General features: G+C 63.3%; 18 protein-coding genes. 17 read left to right on the forward strand and 1 reads right to left on the reverse strand.

The annotated features are described in order from the left end of the window. Positions 1-98: 98 nt before the first annotated feature. On the forward strand, positions 99-1,649 hold the full coding sequence (locus tag O3306_RS11255) for an AMP-binding protein (RefSeq protein WP_272007126.1): 1,551 nt from the start codon (positions 99-101) through the stop codon (positions 1,647-1,649). Positions 1,650-1,732: 83 nt separating this feature from the next. On the opposite strand, the gene O3306_RS11260 is transcribed toward O3306_RS11255, so the two are convergent. Further along, the gene (locus tag O3306_RS11260) at positions 1,733-2,347 is read right to left on the reverse strand and encodes an OmpW/AlkL family protein (protein WP_272007129.1); all 615 of its coding nucleotides are present in this window, start codon (positions 2,345-2,347) and stop codon (positions 1,733-1,735) included. A 134-nt stretch (positions 2,348-2,481) separates the two neighbouring features. On the opposite strand from O3306_RS11260, the gene O3306_RS11265 reads away from it, so the two are divergent. The 16 genes from O3306_RS11265 (at position 2,482) to nuoF (ending at position 16,990) form a co-directional block, all read left to right on the forward strand. Further along, a complete protein-coding gene (locus O3306_RS11265; protein ID WP_272007132.1) occupies positions 2,482-4,086 on the forward strand; it encodes a carboxyl transferase domain-containing protein in 1,605 nt (534 codons plus the stop codon). A gap of 173 nt (positions 4,087-4,259) precedes the next feature. Continuing rightward, entirely contained in the window at positions 4,260-6,215 is a 1,956-nt protein-coding gene (locus O3306_RS11270; RefSeq protein WP_272007135.1) for an acetyl/propionyl/methylcrotonyl-CoA carboxylase subunit alpha, read from the forward strand. Beyond that, complete coding sequence (locus O3306_RS11275; protein WP_272007138.1) at positions 6,215-6,880, forward strand: glutathione S-transferase family protein; 666 nt, start codon at positions 6,215-6,217, stop codon at positions 6,878-6,880. The genes O3306_RS11270 and O3306_RS11275 overlap by 1 nt, the downstream gene beginning before the upstream one ends. Then, positions 6,877-7,545 carry a glutathione S-transferase family protein gene (locus O3306_RS11280; protein WP_272007141.1) on the forward strand — a complete coding sequence of 223 codons (669 nt, stop codon included), beginning with the start codon at positions 6,877-6,879 and terminating at the stop codon, positions 7,543-7,545. Before O3306_RS11275 ends, O3306_RS11280 begins: the two co-directional genes overlap by 4 nt. Before the next feature lie 31 nt (positions 7,546-7,576). Then, entirely contained in the window at positions 7,577-8,431 is an 855-nt protein-coding gene (locus O3306_RS11285; RefSeq protein ID WP_272007144.1) for a hydroxymethylglutaryl-CoA lyase, read from the forward strand. Then, positions 8,431-8,652, forward strand: coding sequence for a hypothetical protein (locus O3306_RS11290; RefSeq protein ID WP_272007146.1), 222 nt, complete (start codon positions 8,431-8,433; stop codon positions 8,650-8,652). Before O3306_RS11285 ends, O3306_RS11290 begins: the two co-directional genes overlap by 1 nt. A gap of 31 nt (positions 8,653-8,683) precedes the next feature. Continuing rightward, entirely contained in the window at positions 8,684-9,472 is a 789-nt protein-coding gene (locus O3306_RS11295; RefSeq protein WP_272007149.1) for a crotonase/enoyl-CoA hydratase family protein, read from the forward strand. A 224-nt stretch (positions 9,473-9,696) separates the two neighbouring features. Continuing rightward, positions 9,697-10,062 (forward strand): NADH-quinone oxidoreductase subunit A, encoded by a 366-nt coding sequence (locus O3306_RS11300; RefSeq protein ID WP_272007151.1) that lies wholly within the window; start codon positions 9,697-9,699, stop codon positions 10,060-10,062. Continuing rightward, positions 10,053-10,586 (forward strand): NuoB/complex I 20 kDa subunit family protein, encoded by a 534-nt coding sequence (locus tag O3306_RS11305; RefSeq protein ID WP_272007154.1) that lies wholly within the window; start codon positions 10,053-10,055, stop codon positions 10,584-10,586. The genes O3306_RS11300 and O3306_RS11305 overlap by 10 nt, the downstream gene beginning before the upstream one ends. Positions 10,587-10,625: 39 nt before the next feature. Then, positions 10,626-11,237, forward strand: coding sequence for an NADH-quinone oxidoreductase subunit C (locus tag O3306_RS11310; RefSeq protein WP_272007157.1), 612 nt, complete (start codon positions 10,626-10,628; stop codon positions 11,235-11,237). A 109-nt stretch (positions 11,238-11,346) separates the two neighbouring features. After that, positions 11,347-12,570 (forward strand): NADH-quinone oxidoreductase subunit D, encoded by a 1,224-nt coding sequence (locus O3306_RS11315; RefSeq protein ID WP_272007160.1) that lies wholly within the window; start codon positions 11,347-11,349, stop codon positions 12,568-12,570. Between the two features lie 11 nt (positions 12,571-12,581). Further along, positions 12,582-13,274 (forward strand): hypothetical protein, encoded by a 693-nt coding sequence (locus O3306_RS11320; protein ID WP_272007162.1) that lies wholly within the window; start codon positions 12,582-12,584, stop codon positions 13,272-13,274. Between the two features lie 106 nt (positions 13,275-13,380). Continuing rightward, entirely contained in the window at positions 13,381-14,655 is a 1,275-nt protein-coding gene (locus O3306_RS11325) for an NADH-quinone oxidoreductase subunit E (RefSeq protein WP_272007165.1), read from the forward strand. A gap of 204 nt (positions 14,656-14,859) precedes the next feature. Further along, the gene (locus tag O3306_RS11330; RefSeq protein ID WP_272007167.1) at positions 14,860-15,450 is read left to right on the forward strand and encodes an NADH:ubiquinone oxidoreductase; all 591 of its coding nucleotides are present in this window, start codon (positions 14,860-14,862) and stop codon (positions 15,448-15,450) included. 12 nt (positions 15,451-15,462) lie between these two features. Next, positions 15,463-15,687 carry a DUF5337 domain-containing protein gene (locus tag O3306_RS11335; protein ID WP_272007170.1) on the forward strand — a complete coding sequence of 75 codons (225 nt, stop codon included), beginning with the start codon at positions 15,463-15,465 and terminating at the stop codon, positions 15,685-15,687. A gap of 7 nt (positions 15,688-15,694) precedes the next feature. Next, positions 15,695-16,990, forward strand: coding sequence for an NADH-quinone oxidoreductase subunit NuoF (gene nuoF, locus O3306_RS11340; protein ID WP_272007173.1), 1,296 nt, complete (start codon positions 15,695-15,697; stop codon positions 16,988-16,990). Positions 16,991-17,010 lie beyond the last annotated feature (20 nt).

Raw genomic sequence — 17,010 nt, forward strand, 5'->3', positions numbered from 1 at the left:
TCTGTCGAATGCCACCCGCTATTGATGCCCTGCCAATGTGCGAAAAAGGAGTATCACGTGACTCGTTGCCTTGACTTCTGCCGTGGGCGTGAGAGCGCATGCTGAAGCCCACGGATAGCTACGACCGGCTCTGCGATGGTTTTACCTGGGATCTGCCGGCACGCTTGAACATGGCCGATCAGGTGCTGGCTCAGCCTGCGGATAAAACCGCGATCATCGACCTGACCGCCGGGCGCGAGGATGTCAGCTATGGCGATCTGACGCGGCTGGCAGACGGGCTTGCGCGGGCATTGCTGGAGCGCGGCGTGACGCGCGGCGACCGTGTGGGTGTCTTGCGCTCGCAGGATAAATGGTGCGCCGTTGCCCATATCGCGATCTGGAAAATAGGCGCAATATCAATCCCCTTGTTCAAACTGTTCATGCAGGACGCGCTGACGTCGCGGGTTACGGATGCAGGTGCGCGGTTTGTGATTACGGACGGTGAAGGTGCCGAGATGCTGAGGCCGCTCAGTAGCGTGACACCGCTCTTGCCAGAAATGATGCCCCTGGACGATGCGCCCTTTGCTGCCGTGCAGACTGGCCCGGATGACCCTGCCGTTCTGATCTACACCAGCGGCACCACCGGCAGCCCCAAGGGCGCGCTGCACGGCCATAGGGTGCTGACCGGCCATCTGCCCGGCGTTGAGATCAGCCATGATTTCCTGGGGCAGAAAGGTGATTGCCTGTGGACGCCGGCCGATTGGGCCTGGATCGGCGGGTTGTTCGACGTTCTCATGCCGGGATTGGCGCTGGGTGTGCCGGTGGTTGCCGCGCGCATGGTGAAATTCAGCGTCGGCGAATGCTGCAAGATCATCGCCGAAGCCTCTGTCAGAAATGTCTTTTTTCCACCTACGGCGCTGCGGATGCTCAAGGCTGAAGATGCATCCATCGGCGGGCTGCGCAGCGTTGCGAGCGGCGGCGAGCCGCTGGGGGCGGAAATGCTGGATTGGGGGCGCCGGGCCTTTGGCCTGACGATCAACGAATTTTACGGTCAGACCGAATGCAACATGGTTGCCTCGTCCTGCGGGGCGCTGTTCGCCCCCATGCCGGGCTGTATCGGTAAACCCGTGCCGGGATTCGATATTGCCGTGCTGGATGCATCTGGCCAGCCCACGGATGCCGAAGGCGACGTCGCGATCCGGCGGGGCACGGCCAGCATGATGCTGGGCTACTGGAACCGCCCCGAGGAAACCGCGCAGAAGTATCACGGCGACTGGATGCTGACCGGCGACAAGGGCATGTGGCAGGGTGATTGCCTGCGGTTTGTCGGGCGCGAGGATGACGTGATCACCAGTGGTGGCTACCGGATCGGCCCGGCCGAGATCGAAGATTGCCTGCTGCGTCACGAGGCGGTCAGCACCGTCGGTGTGGTTGGCAAGCCCGATCCGCTGCGCACCGAGATCGTCAAGGCCTATGTGGTGTTGAAACCGGGATATGCAGGGGATGCCGCGATGGAAGCGGCGCTCCGGAATTTTGTCAAAGAGCGGCTTGCAAGGTATTCATATCCAAGAGAAATAGGCTTTGTTGATGCGCTTCCGATGACAGTGACAGGCAAGGTGATCCGCAAGGCGCTGAAGGCGCGTGCGGCGGGTGAAGGGGGGCAATCGTGAGGCTTCACCATACACAGAAACGGGCCTGCCTTTGGGCAGACCCGCAATCCGTCACACCTATTCAGGCTTTGGATCAAACGACGTCAGAACCGGTGGACATAGGCCACACCAAAGACCAACGGATCAATCTTGACTTTGCCTTGTTTGACACCGTTGATTTTCAGGTCGGATTCGATGTCGATGTAGCGCACATCAAGACGCAGCGCGCCGCGGTCACTGACCTTGAAATCGACGCCGGCATGGGCGGCAAGGCCCCAACTGTCACTCAGATCCACCGCAGAGGCGGCCAAGGCGCCGACCCCCTGTTCATCAAAGAAGTGGGTGTAGTTGATACCGACGCCAACGAACGGGGTCATCGTCGAGTTGTTCACGAAGTGGTATTGCAACGAGATTGTGGGCGGCAAATGCTTGGTCGTGGCGACTTTGCCGGTGCCGACCAGATTGATATCATGCTCGAACGGCCAAGCGGCCAGCACCTCGATGCCGATCCTGTCAGCAACAAAGTATTCAAAGGTCAGCGTCGGACGCGCGTTGTCCTCGACGTCGATCAGGCCCGGGGTCGTGGCGCTGTCGCCCCCTTGGGGCGAGACATTGTGAATACCGAAGCCAAGCGTCCAATCACCCTGGCTTTGGGCAAGGGTTGGCAGCGGCGCGGCGATCGCTGCTACAAGGGCGATGGCGGAAACAGTTCTGGTCATGGTCGTCTTCCTTTGGTCGTTTCGCAAATCATATGCTGCATCGCAGCGGCGCGATTTGACCTGAGTCAAAATCCTGCAACAAAAACAGTCCGCAGGACAGGAATTCACCCAATCCCCCGTATGGAGAATAAGCAATGAAACTGAAGTCAACGGCATTGCCGTCCTCCGAAGCGTTTCAGGCCAACCGGGCGGGGCATCTGGAGGCGCTTGAGGTTGTACGCGCCGCGGCGGAACTGTCCGCGGCAGGCGGTGGCGAGGGGCCGCGCGAGCGGCATCTGGCGCGCGGCAAGATGTTGCCGCGTGACCGGGTGGCGGGGCTTCTGGACCCCGGCAGCCCGTTCCTGGAGGTGGGCGCGACGGCGGCACATGGCCTCTATGGCGGTGCCGCGCCATGCGCGGGGTTGATTGCCGGTGTGGGCCGCGTGCACGGACGGCTCTGCATGGTGGTGTGCAACGACGCCACGGTGAAGGGAGGTACCTATTACCCCATGACGGTTAAGAAACACTTGCGCGCGCAGGAGATTGCCGAAGAAAATCACCTGCCATGCCTCTATCTGGTGGATAGCGGCGGGGCGAACCTGCCCAATCAGGACGAAGTGTTTCCCGATCGCGACCACTTTGGCCGGATATTCTATAATCAGGCCCGGATGAGCGCCAAGGGCATCCCGCAGATCGCCGTGGTCATGGGGTCGTGTACTGCCGGTGGCGCCTATGTGCCCGCGATGTCGGATGTGACGATCATCGTCAAGGAACAGGGCACGATCTTTCTTGCCGGGCCACCGCTGGTCAAGGCGGCGACGGGCGAAGAGGTGAGTGCGGAGGATCTGGGTGGTGGTGACGTGCATACGCGCCTCAGCGGCGTGGCGGATTATCTGGCCGAAGATGACGCGCATGCGCTGGCGCTGGCGCGGCGCGCGGTGTCCAATCTGGGCGGGGCGCAGTCGGCAACCGTGCAAATGCAGAGCCCTGAAGAACCGGCCTATGATCCCGAAGAATTGCTGGGCGTCGTGCCCGCCGATCTGCGGACGCCATATGACATTCGCGAGGTGATCGCGCGGGTGGTGGATGGCTCGCGCTTTGACGAGTTCAAGGCGCGGTTCGGTGAAACGCTGGTCTGCGGGTTTGCGCATCTCAAGGGCTGCCCGGTGGGGATCATCGCCAATAACGGCGTGTTGTTCTCGGAATCGGCGCAGAAGGGCGCGCATTTCGTCGAACTGTGCAGCCAGCGGCGCATTCCGCTGCTCTTTTTGCAGAACATCACCGGCTTCATGGTCGGGCGCAAATACGAGGCTGAGGGCATCGCGCGGCACGGCGCCAAGATGGTGACGGCCGTGGCGACCACATCTGTGCCAAAGATCACGATGGTCGTGGGTGGCTCTTTTGGCGCAGGAAATTATGGCATGTCCGGAAGGGCTTATCAGCCGCGATTCATGTGGTCTTGGCCGAGTAGCCGGATTTCGGTGATGGGCGGTGCGCAGGCGGCAGGGGTTCTGGCGACGGTGAAACGCGATGCGATCGAGCGCAAGGGCGGCAGTTGGAGCGCCGAGGAAGAGGCGGACTTCAAGCAGCCGACGATCGATATGTTCGAGCGCCAGAGTCATCCGCTCTATGCCTCGGCCCGGCTCTGGGATGACGGTATCATCGACCCGCGGAAAAGCCGCGACGTGCTGAGCCTCAGCCTGCAGGCCGCGCTTTGTGCACCGATAGAAGAGACGCGGTTTGGCGTCTTCCGGATGTAGAATGGAGCATCGGCATGATGTCGGTATCACGTCGGTATCGTGTCGGTGGGCCAGCACCGGCGACAAGTTGACCGGATGATGGCTGCAAAACGCGGAAATGTGGCGTCTGAGGAATTGGACAAAGAAGAATGCCGGGCAGCGCAGGTACGGCCCCAGGATGGAGAGACACAGGTATGTTTGACACGATACTGATTGCCAACCGGGGCGAGATCGCCTGCCGCATCATAGAGAGCGCGCGGGCGATGGGGGTGCGCACGGTCGCGGTCTATTCGGACGCGGACCGGGCGTCGCGGCATGTGGCGCTGGCGGATGCGGCGGTGCATATCGGTGGGGCGGCGCCTGCTGACAGTTACCTGCGTGGTGATGCGATTATCGCGGCGGCCAAAGCCGCCGGTGCGCAGGCGATTCACCCCGGTTACGGTTTTCTGAGCGAGAACCCCGATTTCGTGGATGCCGTCACTGCGGCGGGGCTGGTCTTTATCGGGCCATCGTCACGCGCGATCCGGGCCATGGGCCTGAAGGACGCGGCCAAGGCGTTGATGGTCGAGGCTGGCGTGCCGGTGGTGCCGGGCTATCACGGCAAGAACCAGGATGACGGGTTCCTGGCCGAGCGCGCCGCCGAGATCGGGTATCCGGTGCTGATCAAGGCCGTGGCAGGCGGCGGCGGCAAGGGTATGCGGCTGGTCGAGAAAGCGAATGATTTCGCCGACGCGCTGGAAAGCGCGCGCAGCGAAGCCGCCAAGGCGTTCGGCAATGACGCCGTGCTGGTCGAGAAATACATCCAGCAGCCGCGCCATATCGAGGTGCAGGTGTTCGGTGATGGCCAGCGCGCCGTGCATCTCTTTGAGCGGGACTGCTCGTTGCAGCGGCGTCATCAGAAGGTGATCGAGGAAGCGCCCGCGCCGGGCATGACCGAAGACGTGCGCGCGGCGATGGGGGCGGCGGCGGTGCGCGCGGCCGAGGCGATCGGCTATAGCGGGGCGGGTACGGTAGAGTTCATCGTCGATGGGGCCGGCGGGCTGCGGCCGGACGGGTTCTGGTTCATGGAAATGAACACGCGGTTGCAGGTGGAACATCCCGTCACGGAGGCGATCACCGGCGTTGATCTGGTGGAATGGCAGTTGCGCGTGGCCAGCGGGGAGGCCTTGCCCGTCGCCCAGGAGGATCTGAGCATCACTGGCCATGCCTTCGAGGCGCGGCTATATGCCGAGGATGTGCCCAAAGGCTTCCTGCCTGCCACCGGCACGCTGGCGCATCTGCGCTTTCCGCCCGATGCGCGCGCGGATACCGGCGTGCGGACAGGCGACGAGATCAGCCCGTTCTACGATCCGATGATTGCCAAGCTGATCACCCACGGCCCCACCCGCGAAGTGGCCCTGCGGCGGCTGTCGGCGGCGCTGGAGGTCTGCGAGGTGGCGGGGACGGTCACCAACCTGGCATTTTTGGGCGCGCTGGCGCGGCATGACGGATTTTCGCGCGGTGAGGTCGATACCGGGCTGATCGCGCGTGATCTGGACGCGCTGGTGGTGCCTCCGGAGCCCACGCCGCAGGATGTCGCGCTGGCGGGGATGGCGGCGCTGGGGCTGCTGGAAGGCGGTGAAGGCGAGATCGGGTTCACGCTCTGGACGCCGCTGGAACGCGCACAGGTGCTGCGCCGTGGCGAAGAGGAGATCGTGCTGCGGGTGCGGGTGCTGTCGGCGGATGCCTGCGATGTGCTGCTGGGCGCGCAGACCGTCGAGGCGCGCCGCATCGGCGGGCGCTGGCAGCTGGACGGGCAGATCGCACCGGAGGTGGTCGTGACCGGCTCTCTGGTCACGGTCTTCGCGCAATACGGGCTGAGCTTTGAGATCGTTGACCCGTTGGACCGTGCCAGTGCGCGTGGCGGCGACAGTGCGCTGATTGAGGCACCGATGCCGGGGCTGGTGAAGGCGGTCTTCGCCAAGGCGGGCGAGGCGGTAAAGGCAGGCGACCGGCTGGCGGTGCTGGAGGCGATGAAGATGGAGCATGCATTGTTGGCCGCGCGCGACGGTGTCGTGGCGGAGGTGCTGGTCACCGCCGGTTCGCAGGTCGCGGCGGGCGCGGCATTGGTGCGGCTGGAGGCGGAAGAGGCGGAGGGAGAGGCGGCCTGATGGCGCAGGTGCTGCGTCTGACGGGATATGGCCCGAGCGTCTATACATGGGCGGCGCGGCTGGCACTGGCCGAGGCGGGCGCGGCATTCGATTTTGTCGATGTCGATCCTTTTGCCGAGGCCGGGCAGGCGCAACTGATCCCGCTGCATCCCTTTGGCCGGGTGCCGGTGCTGGAGCATGGCGCGTTTCGGCTGTGGGAGACGGCGGCGATCCTCGATTATGTCGATGCCGAGTTTGCAGGCGGGCAGATGACCCCCGGCACGGCGCGGCCAAGGGCGCGGATGCGGCAGGTGATCGGGATCGTCGATGCCTATGGCTACTGGCCCTTGGTGCGGCAGGTCTTTTCGCAGCGGGTGTTTGGCCCGTTGCAGGGCGAGGCGGCGGATGAGGCCGAGATTGCGGCGGGGCTGGACCGCGCGGGGCCGGTTCTGACCGCGCTCGAGGCGATTGCGGCAGAGGGGCTGGTGCTGAACCCGGGGCGCGTCACCCTGGCTGATTGCCATCTGCTGCCGATGCTGGCTTATTTCGCGCAAGCGCCGGACGGGGCCGAAACACTTGGAGCGTATCCGGCGTTGGGGGCATGGTACGCGGCGATGGAAGCGCGCCGCACCGTCCGGGATACGATGCCCGCCCTCGGGGTGGAAATGACAGGAGAGACAGGATGATTACGCTGCACCATGTGCCGCAAAGCCGCTCGATGCGTGTGCTTTGGCTGCTGAATGAACTGGGCGAGGAGTTTCGTCTGGTCGAGCATGCGTTTGACCGCAGTCTGCGCAGCCCGGAGTTTTTGACGTTGTCACCTGCCGGGCGGGTGCCCGCGCTCGAGATCGACGGCGAGCGCATGTTCGAGAGTGGCGCGATGGTCGAGTACCTTTGCGAGCGGTTCCCCGAGCGCGGGATGGGGCGCGCGCCCCGCGACATGGACCGGATGGCCTGGCTGGTCTGGGTGCATTTCGCCGAAACGGTCAGCCAGCACGTGGCGGCGCTGACCCAGCAGCATGTGCTGCTGTATGAGGATTCGATGCGCAGCCCGGTGGTGATGAAGCTGGAGGCTGCACGGCTGCGCAAGTGCTATGCGGCGATCGAGGCGCGGTTGAGCACGCCGGTGGAAAACCGCGATTACCTGCTGACGGGCGGCTATTCGGCGGCAGATATCTGTGTTGGTCAGGCGGTCTACATGGCGCAGCATTTCGCGACGCTGGAGGGCTTTCCCGAAACCGCCAAATGGTTCGCACGCCTGACCGAGCGGCAAAGTTACCAGGATGCATTGCCCGGGCCGGACAGCAGCCGCATCTACGACCGGGATTTCTATCCGGCATGGGAAGAATGAGTATTTTTGGCAAAATGAAGGGGCAGGGGGCATGAGCCGCGGTGTCGAGATTTTCGAAGTGGGGCCGCGCGATGGTTTGCAGAACGAGGCGCGCGACATCCCGGCGGCGGAAAAGATCGCGCTGGTCGATCTGCTGAGCGGTGCGGGGTTTTCTCGTATCGAGGTGGCCAGTTTCGTCAGCCCGAAATGGGTGCCGCAGATGGCCAGCTCTTCCGAGGTGCTGGCGGGTATCGCACGGGCGCCGGGTGTGCGCTATGCGGCGCTGACGCCCAATATGCGCGGTTTGCAGGATGCGCTGGCGGCGAAGGCCGATGAGGTGGCGATCTTTGGCTCGGCGAGTGAGGGGTTTTCACGTGCCAATATCAACGCCACCATCGCCGATAGCCTGGAGCGGTTCGCCCCGGTGGCAGAGGCGGCGCGCGCGGCGAGCGTGCCGGTGCGCGGCTACGTGTCCTGCGTGACCGACTGTCCCTATGACGGGCCGACGCCGCCGGGTGACGTGGCGCGGGTGGCGGCTGCGTTGCATGACATGGGGTGTTACGAGATCAGCCTGGGGGACACGATCGGGCAGGGCACGCCCGAGCGCGTCGCAAAGATGCTGGCGGCAGTGCTGGAGGTGGTTCCGGCCGCACAGCTTGCGGGGCATTTTCATGACACGGCGGGTCGTGCGCTGGAGAACATCGAAGTGTCGCTGGAACACGGTCTGAGGGTCTTTGACGCCGCCGTGGGCGGGCTGGGGGGCTGTCCCTATGCACCGGGAGCGGCGGGCAACGTGGCGACCGAGAAAGTGCATGACCGGCTGGATGCGCTGGGCCATGTCACAGGGCTGGACCGCGATGTGCTGATGCGGGCGGCGGATATGGCGCGGGCGATGCGGGGCGCTTGATGGATTTCTATCGCAGGGCGGAACGGCTGATGGCGATGGACGATGCGACCTGGTGGCGGCACGCCAATCCGTGGTCGGGGTCTGGAACAATCCGCGCATATTCGCGGAGCCTGCGCGATTTAACGGCTGGATGTAACGCGGTTTTTGGCATGCTCCTGACGATGCTGCCGGAAATCTGGTTCGTGGACCGTATGGTCTGGATTTTTCATGACTGGCGGTAGATGGACCGCCTTGTACCGGGGATAACTGACGATGAATTATGAGACGCTGAGTATCGAGATGGACACGCGCGGCGTGGCGACGCTGTGGCTGGACAGGGCGGAGAAGCACAATGCGCTCTCGGCGCAGATGATTGCCGAACTGACCCGCGCTGCGGGCGAGCTGGGCGGTGACCCGGCTGTGCGCGCCGTGGTGCTGGCCGCGAAGGGCAAGACGTTCTGCGCGGGTGGCGATCTGGGCTGGATGCGCGAACAGTTCGATGCCGCCCCTGCCGTGCGTTCGACCGAAGCCGCCAAGCTGGCATATATGTTGCAGGCGCTGAACACCTTGCCGAAACCGCTGATCGGGCGGCTGCATGGCAATGCCTTTGGCGGCGGTGTCGGCATGGCGAGTGTCTGCGACGTGGCGATCGGCGCGGACAGTATCACGATGGCATTGACCGAGACACGGCTAGGCCTCATTCCAGCGACCATCGGCCCCTATGTGGCGGCGCGCATGGGCGAGGCAAAGGCGCGCCGCGTCTTCATGTCCGGGCGCCGGTTCGACGCCACCGAGGCGGTGCAGTTGAACCTGCTGGCGCGCGCGGTGCCGGCGGATGATCTGGATGCTGCTGTCGAGCAGGAGGTCGTGCCCTATCTCAGCTGTGCACCCGAAGCGGTGGCGCGCTCGAAGGCGCTGTTGCGCCATCTGGGGCCGCGCATCGACGAAGAGGTGATCGCGCATACGGTGGGCGAGCTGGCCAAATGCTGGGACGGGGCCGAGGCCCGTGAGGGAATCGGCGCGTTCTTTGACAAGCGCAAGCCGCGCTGGGCGCAGGGATAGGCCGGTTGGCTACACCTCGGAAAGGGGTGCGGTAACGGGCGGCAGGCGGTAGCCCGACAGGTTTGACGCAGGTGTGTAATGGCGCGGCGCCCCCGTGGGTTTCGGGGGGCCGTTTTTGCGCGGCGCTGGTTGACCCCAACTTGGGGCAGGGGTAGACACAAGATCAGTCAATTTTGCCACTTGACCGCGCGCGGAGCGAACCGGGTGCAGAAAAGGAGCCGCTCTTGGAAGAGATGTTGAGGGAATACCTCCCAATTCTCGTGTTTTTGGCCATTGCCATTGGGCTTGGCGTTGTTCTGATCCTCGCTGCCGTGATCATTGCCGTGCGCAATCCGGATGCGGAAAAGGTCAGTGCTTATGAATGCGGGTTCAACGCATTCGATGATGCGCGCATGAAGTTCGATGTGCGTTTCTATCTGGTGTCGATCCTGTTCATCATTTTCGATCTTGAAATTGCGATGCTGTTTCCCTGGGCCGTGGCCTTCAAGGATGTCAGCATGGTCGGGTTCTGGTCGATGATGGTTTTCCTCGGGGTGCTGACCATCGGGTTTGCCTACGAGTGGAAAAAGGGAGCGCTGGAATGGCAATAGCGACAGGCGTCAACCATGCGGGCGCGGACCGCGAATATGCCACGCAGGAGCTGAATCGCGATCTGCAGGACAAGGGCTTTCTGCTGACCTCGACCGAGGATATCATCAACTGGGCGCGCACCGGCAGCCTGCACTGGATGACCTTTGGTCTGGCCTGTTGCGCGGTCGAGATGATGCACACCGCCATGCCGCGCTATGACGTTGAGCGCTTCGGCTTTGCCCCGCGCGCCAGCCCGCGCCAGTCGGATGTGATGATCGTGGCCGGCACGCTGACCAACAAGATGGCCCCGGCGCTGCGCAAGGTTTATGACCAGATGCCCGAGCCGCGCTACGTGATCTCGATGGGGTCCTGCGCCAATGGTGGCGGCTATTACCACTACAGCTATTCAGTGGTGCGCGGCTGTGACCGGATCGTGCCGGTCGACATCTACGTGCCCGGCTGCCCGCCGACCGCCGAGGCGCTGGTCTACGGTATTCTGCAGTTGCAACGAAAAATCCGCCGTACCGGCACGATCGTCCGCTAAGGGCGGACCCGTGCATCGGACAGGCGAGGGGGATAGAGAATGAGTGACGCGCTAAACGAGCTGGGCACGCATATCGAACTCAAACGCAGCGATTGCGTGCTGGGCTGGAGCGTCGCGCATGGCGAGTTGACGCTGGAAGTGGCGCTGACCAACCTCGCCGGGCTGGTCGAGTTCCTGAAGACCGATCCGACCTGCCGGTTTTCGACGCTGGTGGATATCACCGCCGTTGACCATCCCGAGCGGGCCAAGCGGTTCGATCTGGTTTATCATTTCCTGAGCATGTACCAGAACCACCGCATCCGTCTGCGCGCCGCGGTGCGCGAAGAGGACATGGTGCCGTCGATCGTGGAGGTGCACCCATCGGCCAACTGGTTCGAGCGCGAAGTGTTCGACATGTATGGCGTGCTGTTCTCGGGCCATCCGGACCTGCGCCGCATCCTGACCGATTACGGCTTCCGCGGGCATCCGCTGCGCAAGGATTTCCCGACCACGGGCTATACCGAAGTGCGCTATGACGAGGCGCAAAAGCGCGTGGTCTACGAGCCGGTCAGCCTTGTGCAGGAATATCGGCAATTCGACTTCATGTCGCCGTGGGAGGGTGCCGAATACATCCTGCCGGGCGATGAGAAGAAAGAGGAGGCGAAGGGCTGATGGTTTTATTTGGCTTTGCTACCGTGGCAGGTGTGGCGCTGATCGTGTTCGGACTGGGCGAGGCGCGGATGCGTTTGGCACGGGCTGAAGCGGCGCGAAAGGATCACAAATGATGGACGGCTCCAAAGGGTTCGAAGACGCCGTGACCGGCGAACAGAAGATCCGCAATTTCAACATCAACTTTGGCCCGCAGCACCCGGCGGCACATGGTGTGTTGCGGCTGGTGCTGGAACTGGACGGCGAGATCGTCGAACGGTGTGACCCGCATATCGGCCTGCTGCACCGTGGCACCGAAAAGCTGATGGAGAGCCGCACCTACCTGCAGAACCTGCCCTATTTCGACCGGCTGGACTACGTGGCGCCGATGAACCAGGAACATGCCTGGTGTCTGGCCATCGAAAAGTTGACCGGTGTGGAAGTGCCGCGCCGCGCCAGCCTGATCCGGGTTCTGTACTCTGAAATCGGTCGCATTCTGAACCACCTGCTGAACGTGACGACGCAGGCAATGGACGTGGGCGCGCTGACGCCACCGCTCTGGGGTTTCGAAGAGCGCGAGAAACTGATGGTATTCTACGAGCGGGCCTGTGGCGCGCGCCTGCACGCGGCCTATTTCCGGCCCGGCGGTGTGCATCAGGACCTGCCCGACGATTTGCTGGACGATATCGAGACCTGGGGCAAGGCATTCCCGCAGGTGCTGGATGATATCGAATTGCTGCTGACCGAGAACCGCGTGTTCAAGCAGCGCAACGTCGATATCGGCGTCGTCACCGAGCAGGAAGCGCTCGACTGGGGATTCTCGGGTGTCATGGTGCGCGGCAGCGGCATGGCGTGGGACCTGCGCCGCGCGCAGCCCTATGAATGCTATGACGAGTTCGAGTTCCAGATCCCCGTCGGCAAGAATGGCGATTGCTATGACCGCTACCTTGTCCGGATGGAGGAGATGCGCCAATCGCTGCACATCATCCATCAGGCAATCGAGAAGTTGCGCGCGCCCGAGGGGCGCGGTGATGTTCTGGCCCGGGGCAAGATCACGCCGCCCAGCCGCTCGGACATGAAGACCTCGATGGAATCGCTCATCCATCACTTCAAGCTTTATACCGAAGGCTTCCACGTCCCTGCGGGTGAAATCTATGCCGCGGTCGAGGCCCCCAAGGGGGAGTTCGGCGTCTACCTGGTGTCGGACGGGAGCAACAAACCCTACCGCGCCAAGATCCGCGCACCGGGGTTCCTGCATCTGCAGGCGATGGATCATGTCGCCAGTGGCCACCAGCTGGCCGATGTGGCTGCGATCATCGGCACGATGGATGTCGTGTTCGGGGAGATCGACAGGTGAGGCGACTGGGAATGATGACTGCGCTGGCTGTGTCGCTGGCCGCGCCCTCCTACGCCGTCGATGCCGCGCGGATGGATGCGCTGCTGGAAGTAGCGCGCGCGCAGGGCTGTGTCATTGCCGATCTCGACGCAACGCTTTCGGCCGCAGGCTTTACCGATGCGGGCGAAGCCAGCGCCATTATCGTGGCCCTTGAAGACCAACAGAAAGCCAGCCGAGTCGGCCCCGCCTTGCTGGTGCGCGGTGACGCCTGTCTGCAGGGCGCTGGCCCGACGGATCGCGAGCGGTTCATGGCTGTCATGGGGCAGGGCGACAATTGCGCGCAACCCGTGGACGGGCTGACCTACAAGATGGAAGGCTACGGCCTGAGACCGGCCCAGGTGGCATTGCTGCGCGAAGAGCTGGAAGGCAATGGCGAGCTGACGGTGACGCCCGACGGGGCGAGCCTGCAGATCGAGGCGGCCCAATGTGCCGCCGCGCAGGATCTGGCCCGCAAGATCACACCGGACCCCGAGCAGGCGTTTCTGGCCTTCATGGGCGCGCATGACTGCCGGATGGGCAAGCGCGACCAGAGCCAGGCGATCGTCAATGCCGGGCTGGATCCGGTGGCGACCGATATCGTGATCGAAAAGCTGGTGAGCGAAGGGGCGGCAATCTATTACGGCCCGGATGAGAGCCTGATCGTATTTGACGGTCATTGCCGGTAACGGCAGCAAGAACATGCGCCTCGGTTCGATGGGGCGATGCGGAAATGACATTTTGCGGGTAAGCGCCTTGCGCGGCGTGCCCGGCCTAAACAGGAGACTGCGCTAGATGCTTCGCCGTCTGTATCACGACCAACCCGAGAGCTTTGCCTTCACGCCTGAAAATCAGGCCTGGGCCGAGGCGCAGATCACCAAGTTTCCCGAGGGCCGTCAGGCCAGCGCGATCATTCCACTCTTGTGGCGTGCGCAAGAGCAGGAAGGCTGGCTCACCCGCCCCGCGATCGAAGGCGTGGCCGAGATGCTGGGCATGGCCTATATCCGGGCACTCGAAGTGGCGTCGTTCTATTTCATGTTCCAGCTTCAGCCAGTCGGATCGGTTGCGCATATCCAGGTCTGTGGCACCACGTCCTGCATGATCTGCGGCGCCGAGGACCTGATCGGTGTCTGCAAGGAAAAGATTGCTGAGAAGCCGCATCAGCTGAGTGCCGATGGCAAGTTCAGCTGGGAAGAGGTGGAATGCCTCGGGGCCTGTGCCAATGCGCCGATGGCGCAGATCGGCAAGGATTACTACGAGGATCTGACCGCCAAGCGCATGGGCGAGATCATCGACGAGCTGGCGGCGGGCAAAGTGCCCACGCCCGGCCCGCAGAATGGCCGTTACGCTGCGGAACCACTGAGCGGGCTGACCAGCCTCAAGGAATTCGACAGCGGCGTCACCAAGTACAATGCCAGCGTGCAACGGGCGCATGATCTGGGTGAAACGATCAAGCGGATTGACGGCACCGAAGTGCCGTTGCTGACACCGTGGCATGACAAGGGCGCCCGGCATAAGCCCGCCGCGCCGTCGGTCGCGCTGAACGAAACACCGGTGGAGATTGTCGCCAAGGGCGCGCGGCTGGACAAGGATGACGCCGCCAAGGGCGATGCCGCCACCTCGAAGGGCAAGCCGAAGCAAAGCCCGGCCGCCGCCCCGAAAGACGCGGCCAAGCCCGTGAAGGCAGCAAAGCCCGCCAAGACAGCCAAGGCCGCGGCCAAGCCTGCAGCCTCGGAAAAGGCGGCGCCGAAGGAGGCCGAAACTGCCGCAACGTCGGAGACCGGCACCAAACCTGCTACGCTTGAGGGCGCGCGCGGGGGCAAGGCGGACGACCTGAAGATGATCAAGGGCGTCGGGCCGAAGCTGGAGCAGTTGCTGAACCGGTTGGGATTCTACCATTTTGACCAGATCGCGAACTGGTCCGGCGACGAAGTGGCCTGGGTTGACGAAAATCTGCAAGGCTTCAAGGGGCGGGTCAGCCGCGATAACTGGGTCGAACAGGCCCGTATTTTGGCTTCTGGCGGCGAGACCGATTTTGCCAGCCGGGTAAAGAAGGGTGACGTCTACTGAAGCGTTTCGCCCTGCATTTGATGCGGGCAAAGTGATGAAATGCGGTAATACCTATGAATGATGTGGCTGCTTCACGATCGATCCCTGGCCCAGATTGAACGCGGAACGGCTTGAAATCAGGGCGATGACGACGCGCCCGCCATAGGAAGAGAGTACGGGATGATGACGGACGAGGAAATGAGCTGCGGCAGGAGATGCTGGGCGATGGCTGCGGCAGCAGGCGTCGTCGTTGCGACGCTGTTGCTGGTCGTCATCGGCCTGAACTGGTTGGCCAGTATTCTTCTCGGGGGGCTGGTCTTTGTGATCTGCGGCTATGTCTTTCCGGGGCTGTTCTGCAGCAGCGCGACGCCGACTGCGGCAGAGCCGAGCCCGGCACCGCGCCCCGCAGCGCCAACGCCCGCGCCTGCACCGGCGAAAGATGACGCCCCGGCCGAAGCCGTGCCGGCGGATGCCGCACCCGCAGTGCCTGTAGAGGTTTCGCCCGCCGCGCCCGTTGCGGCCCCGGCGGCTGGGGAAAAGCCCGAAACGCTGAGCGCTGCGCGCGGTGGCATGTCGGATAACCTCAAGCTTATCAAGGGGGTCGGTCCGAAACTGGAGCAACTGCTGAACCGCATGGGGTTTTACCATTTCGACCAGATCGCCGCGTGGTCGGGCGGGCAGGTGGCCTGGGTTGATCAGAACCTCGAAGGGTTCAAGGGCCGCGTGACCCGCGATGGCTGGGTCGCGCAGGCCAGAACGCTTGCCGCCGGTGGCGAGACGGAGTTTTCCAAACGCTCCAAGGGCAAGAAGAAGTAAGGACGCAATGACGTGACGCAAGGCACCGGACATACCGAGCAGATGCAAGGGCGGCGCGCCGCGCTGGTGATTGCCGGCACGGCGGTGCTATGGGTGCTGGCGACGTTTATCGGTGGCCGGATGGGCCTCAGCCCGCGGATGTTGGCGCTGGCCGACATGGCCGCGCTTGGCGGTTTCATCTGGGCACTTTGGATGGTTTTCAATATTTGGCGTTCGCGCCAGGACAATCAGGGGTAGTGGCGGAATGCTGAAAGATCAGGACCGTATCTTTACCAACCTTTACGGCATGCATGACCGGACCCTCAAGGGTGCGCAGATGCGCGGCCATTGGGATGGAACCGCGAAGATTTTGCAGAACGGGCGTGGCTGGATCATTGACCAGATGAAGGCCAGCGGCCTGCGCGGGCGCGGCGGTGCGGGTTTCCCCACCGGGCTGAAATGGTCCTTCATGCCCAAGGAAAGCGACGGACGCCCGAGCTACCTGGTGGTCAATGCCGACGAATCCGAGCCGGGCACCTGCAAGGATCGCGAGATCATGCGCCACGATCCGCATACGCTGGTCGAAGGCTGCCTGATTGCCAGTTTCGCGATGCAGGCCCATGCCTGCTATATCTACATTCGCGGCGAATATATCCGCGAGCGCGAGGCGCTGCAGCACGCGATCGACGAAGCCTACGAGGCCGGGCTGATCGGCAAGAATGCCTGCGGGGCCGGGTTCGATTTCGACCTCTACCTGAGCCATGGGGCCGGGGCCTATATCTGCGGCGAGGAAACCGCGCTTCTGGAGAGCCTCGAAGGCAAGAAGGGCATGCCGCGGATGAAGCCACCCTTCCCGGCGGGAGCGGGGCTTTATGGTTGCCCGACCACGGTCAATAACGTGGAATCCATCGCGGTGGTCCCGACGATCCTGCGGCGCGGACCGGAATGGTTTGCCGGATTTGGCCGCGCCAACAACAGCGGGACCAAGCTGTTTGCGATTTCGGGCCATGTGAACAACCCCTGCGTCGTCGAAGAGGCGATGAGCATCAGCTTCGAAGAGTTGATCGAGAAACATTGCGGCGGCATCAGAGGCGGCTGGGACAACCTCAAGGCGGTCATTCCCGGCGGCTCTTCGGTGCCCTGCATTCGCGGCGAGAACATGCGCGATGCGATCATGGATTTCGATTACCTGCGTGACCAGCGGTCTGGTCTGGGCACGGCGGCGGTGATCGTGATGGATAAGGATACCGACATCATCAAGGCGATCTGGCGGCTGTCGAAGTTCTACAAGCACGAAAGCTGTGGCCAGTGCACACCCTGCCGCGAGGGCACAGGCTGGATGATGCGTGTGATGGAACGTCTGGTGAGGGGCGATGCGGAGGTCGAGGAAATCGACATGCTGCTGGATGTCACCAAACAGGTCGAAGGCCACACGATCTGCGCCCTTGGCGATGCGGCCGCCTGGCCGATCCAGGGCCTGATCCGCAATTTCCGCGACGAGATCGAGGACCGGATCAAGCACAAGCGCACCGGTCGTGTCAGCGCGGTGGCAGCGGAATGAAACCTCTGGCGATCTTCGTG

The organism is Roseovarius sp. ZX-A-9 (assembly GCF_028369135.1).
Classification (GTDB): domain Bacteria; phylum Pseudomonadota; class Alphaproteobacteria; order Rhodobacterales; family Rhodobacteraceae; genus Roseovarius.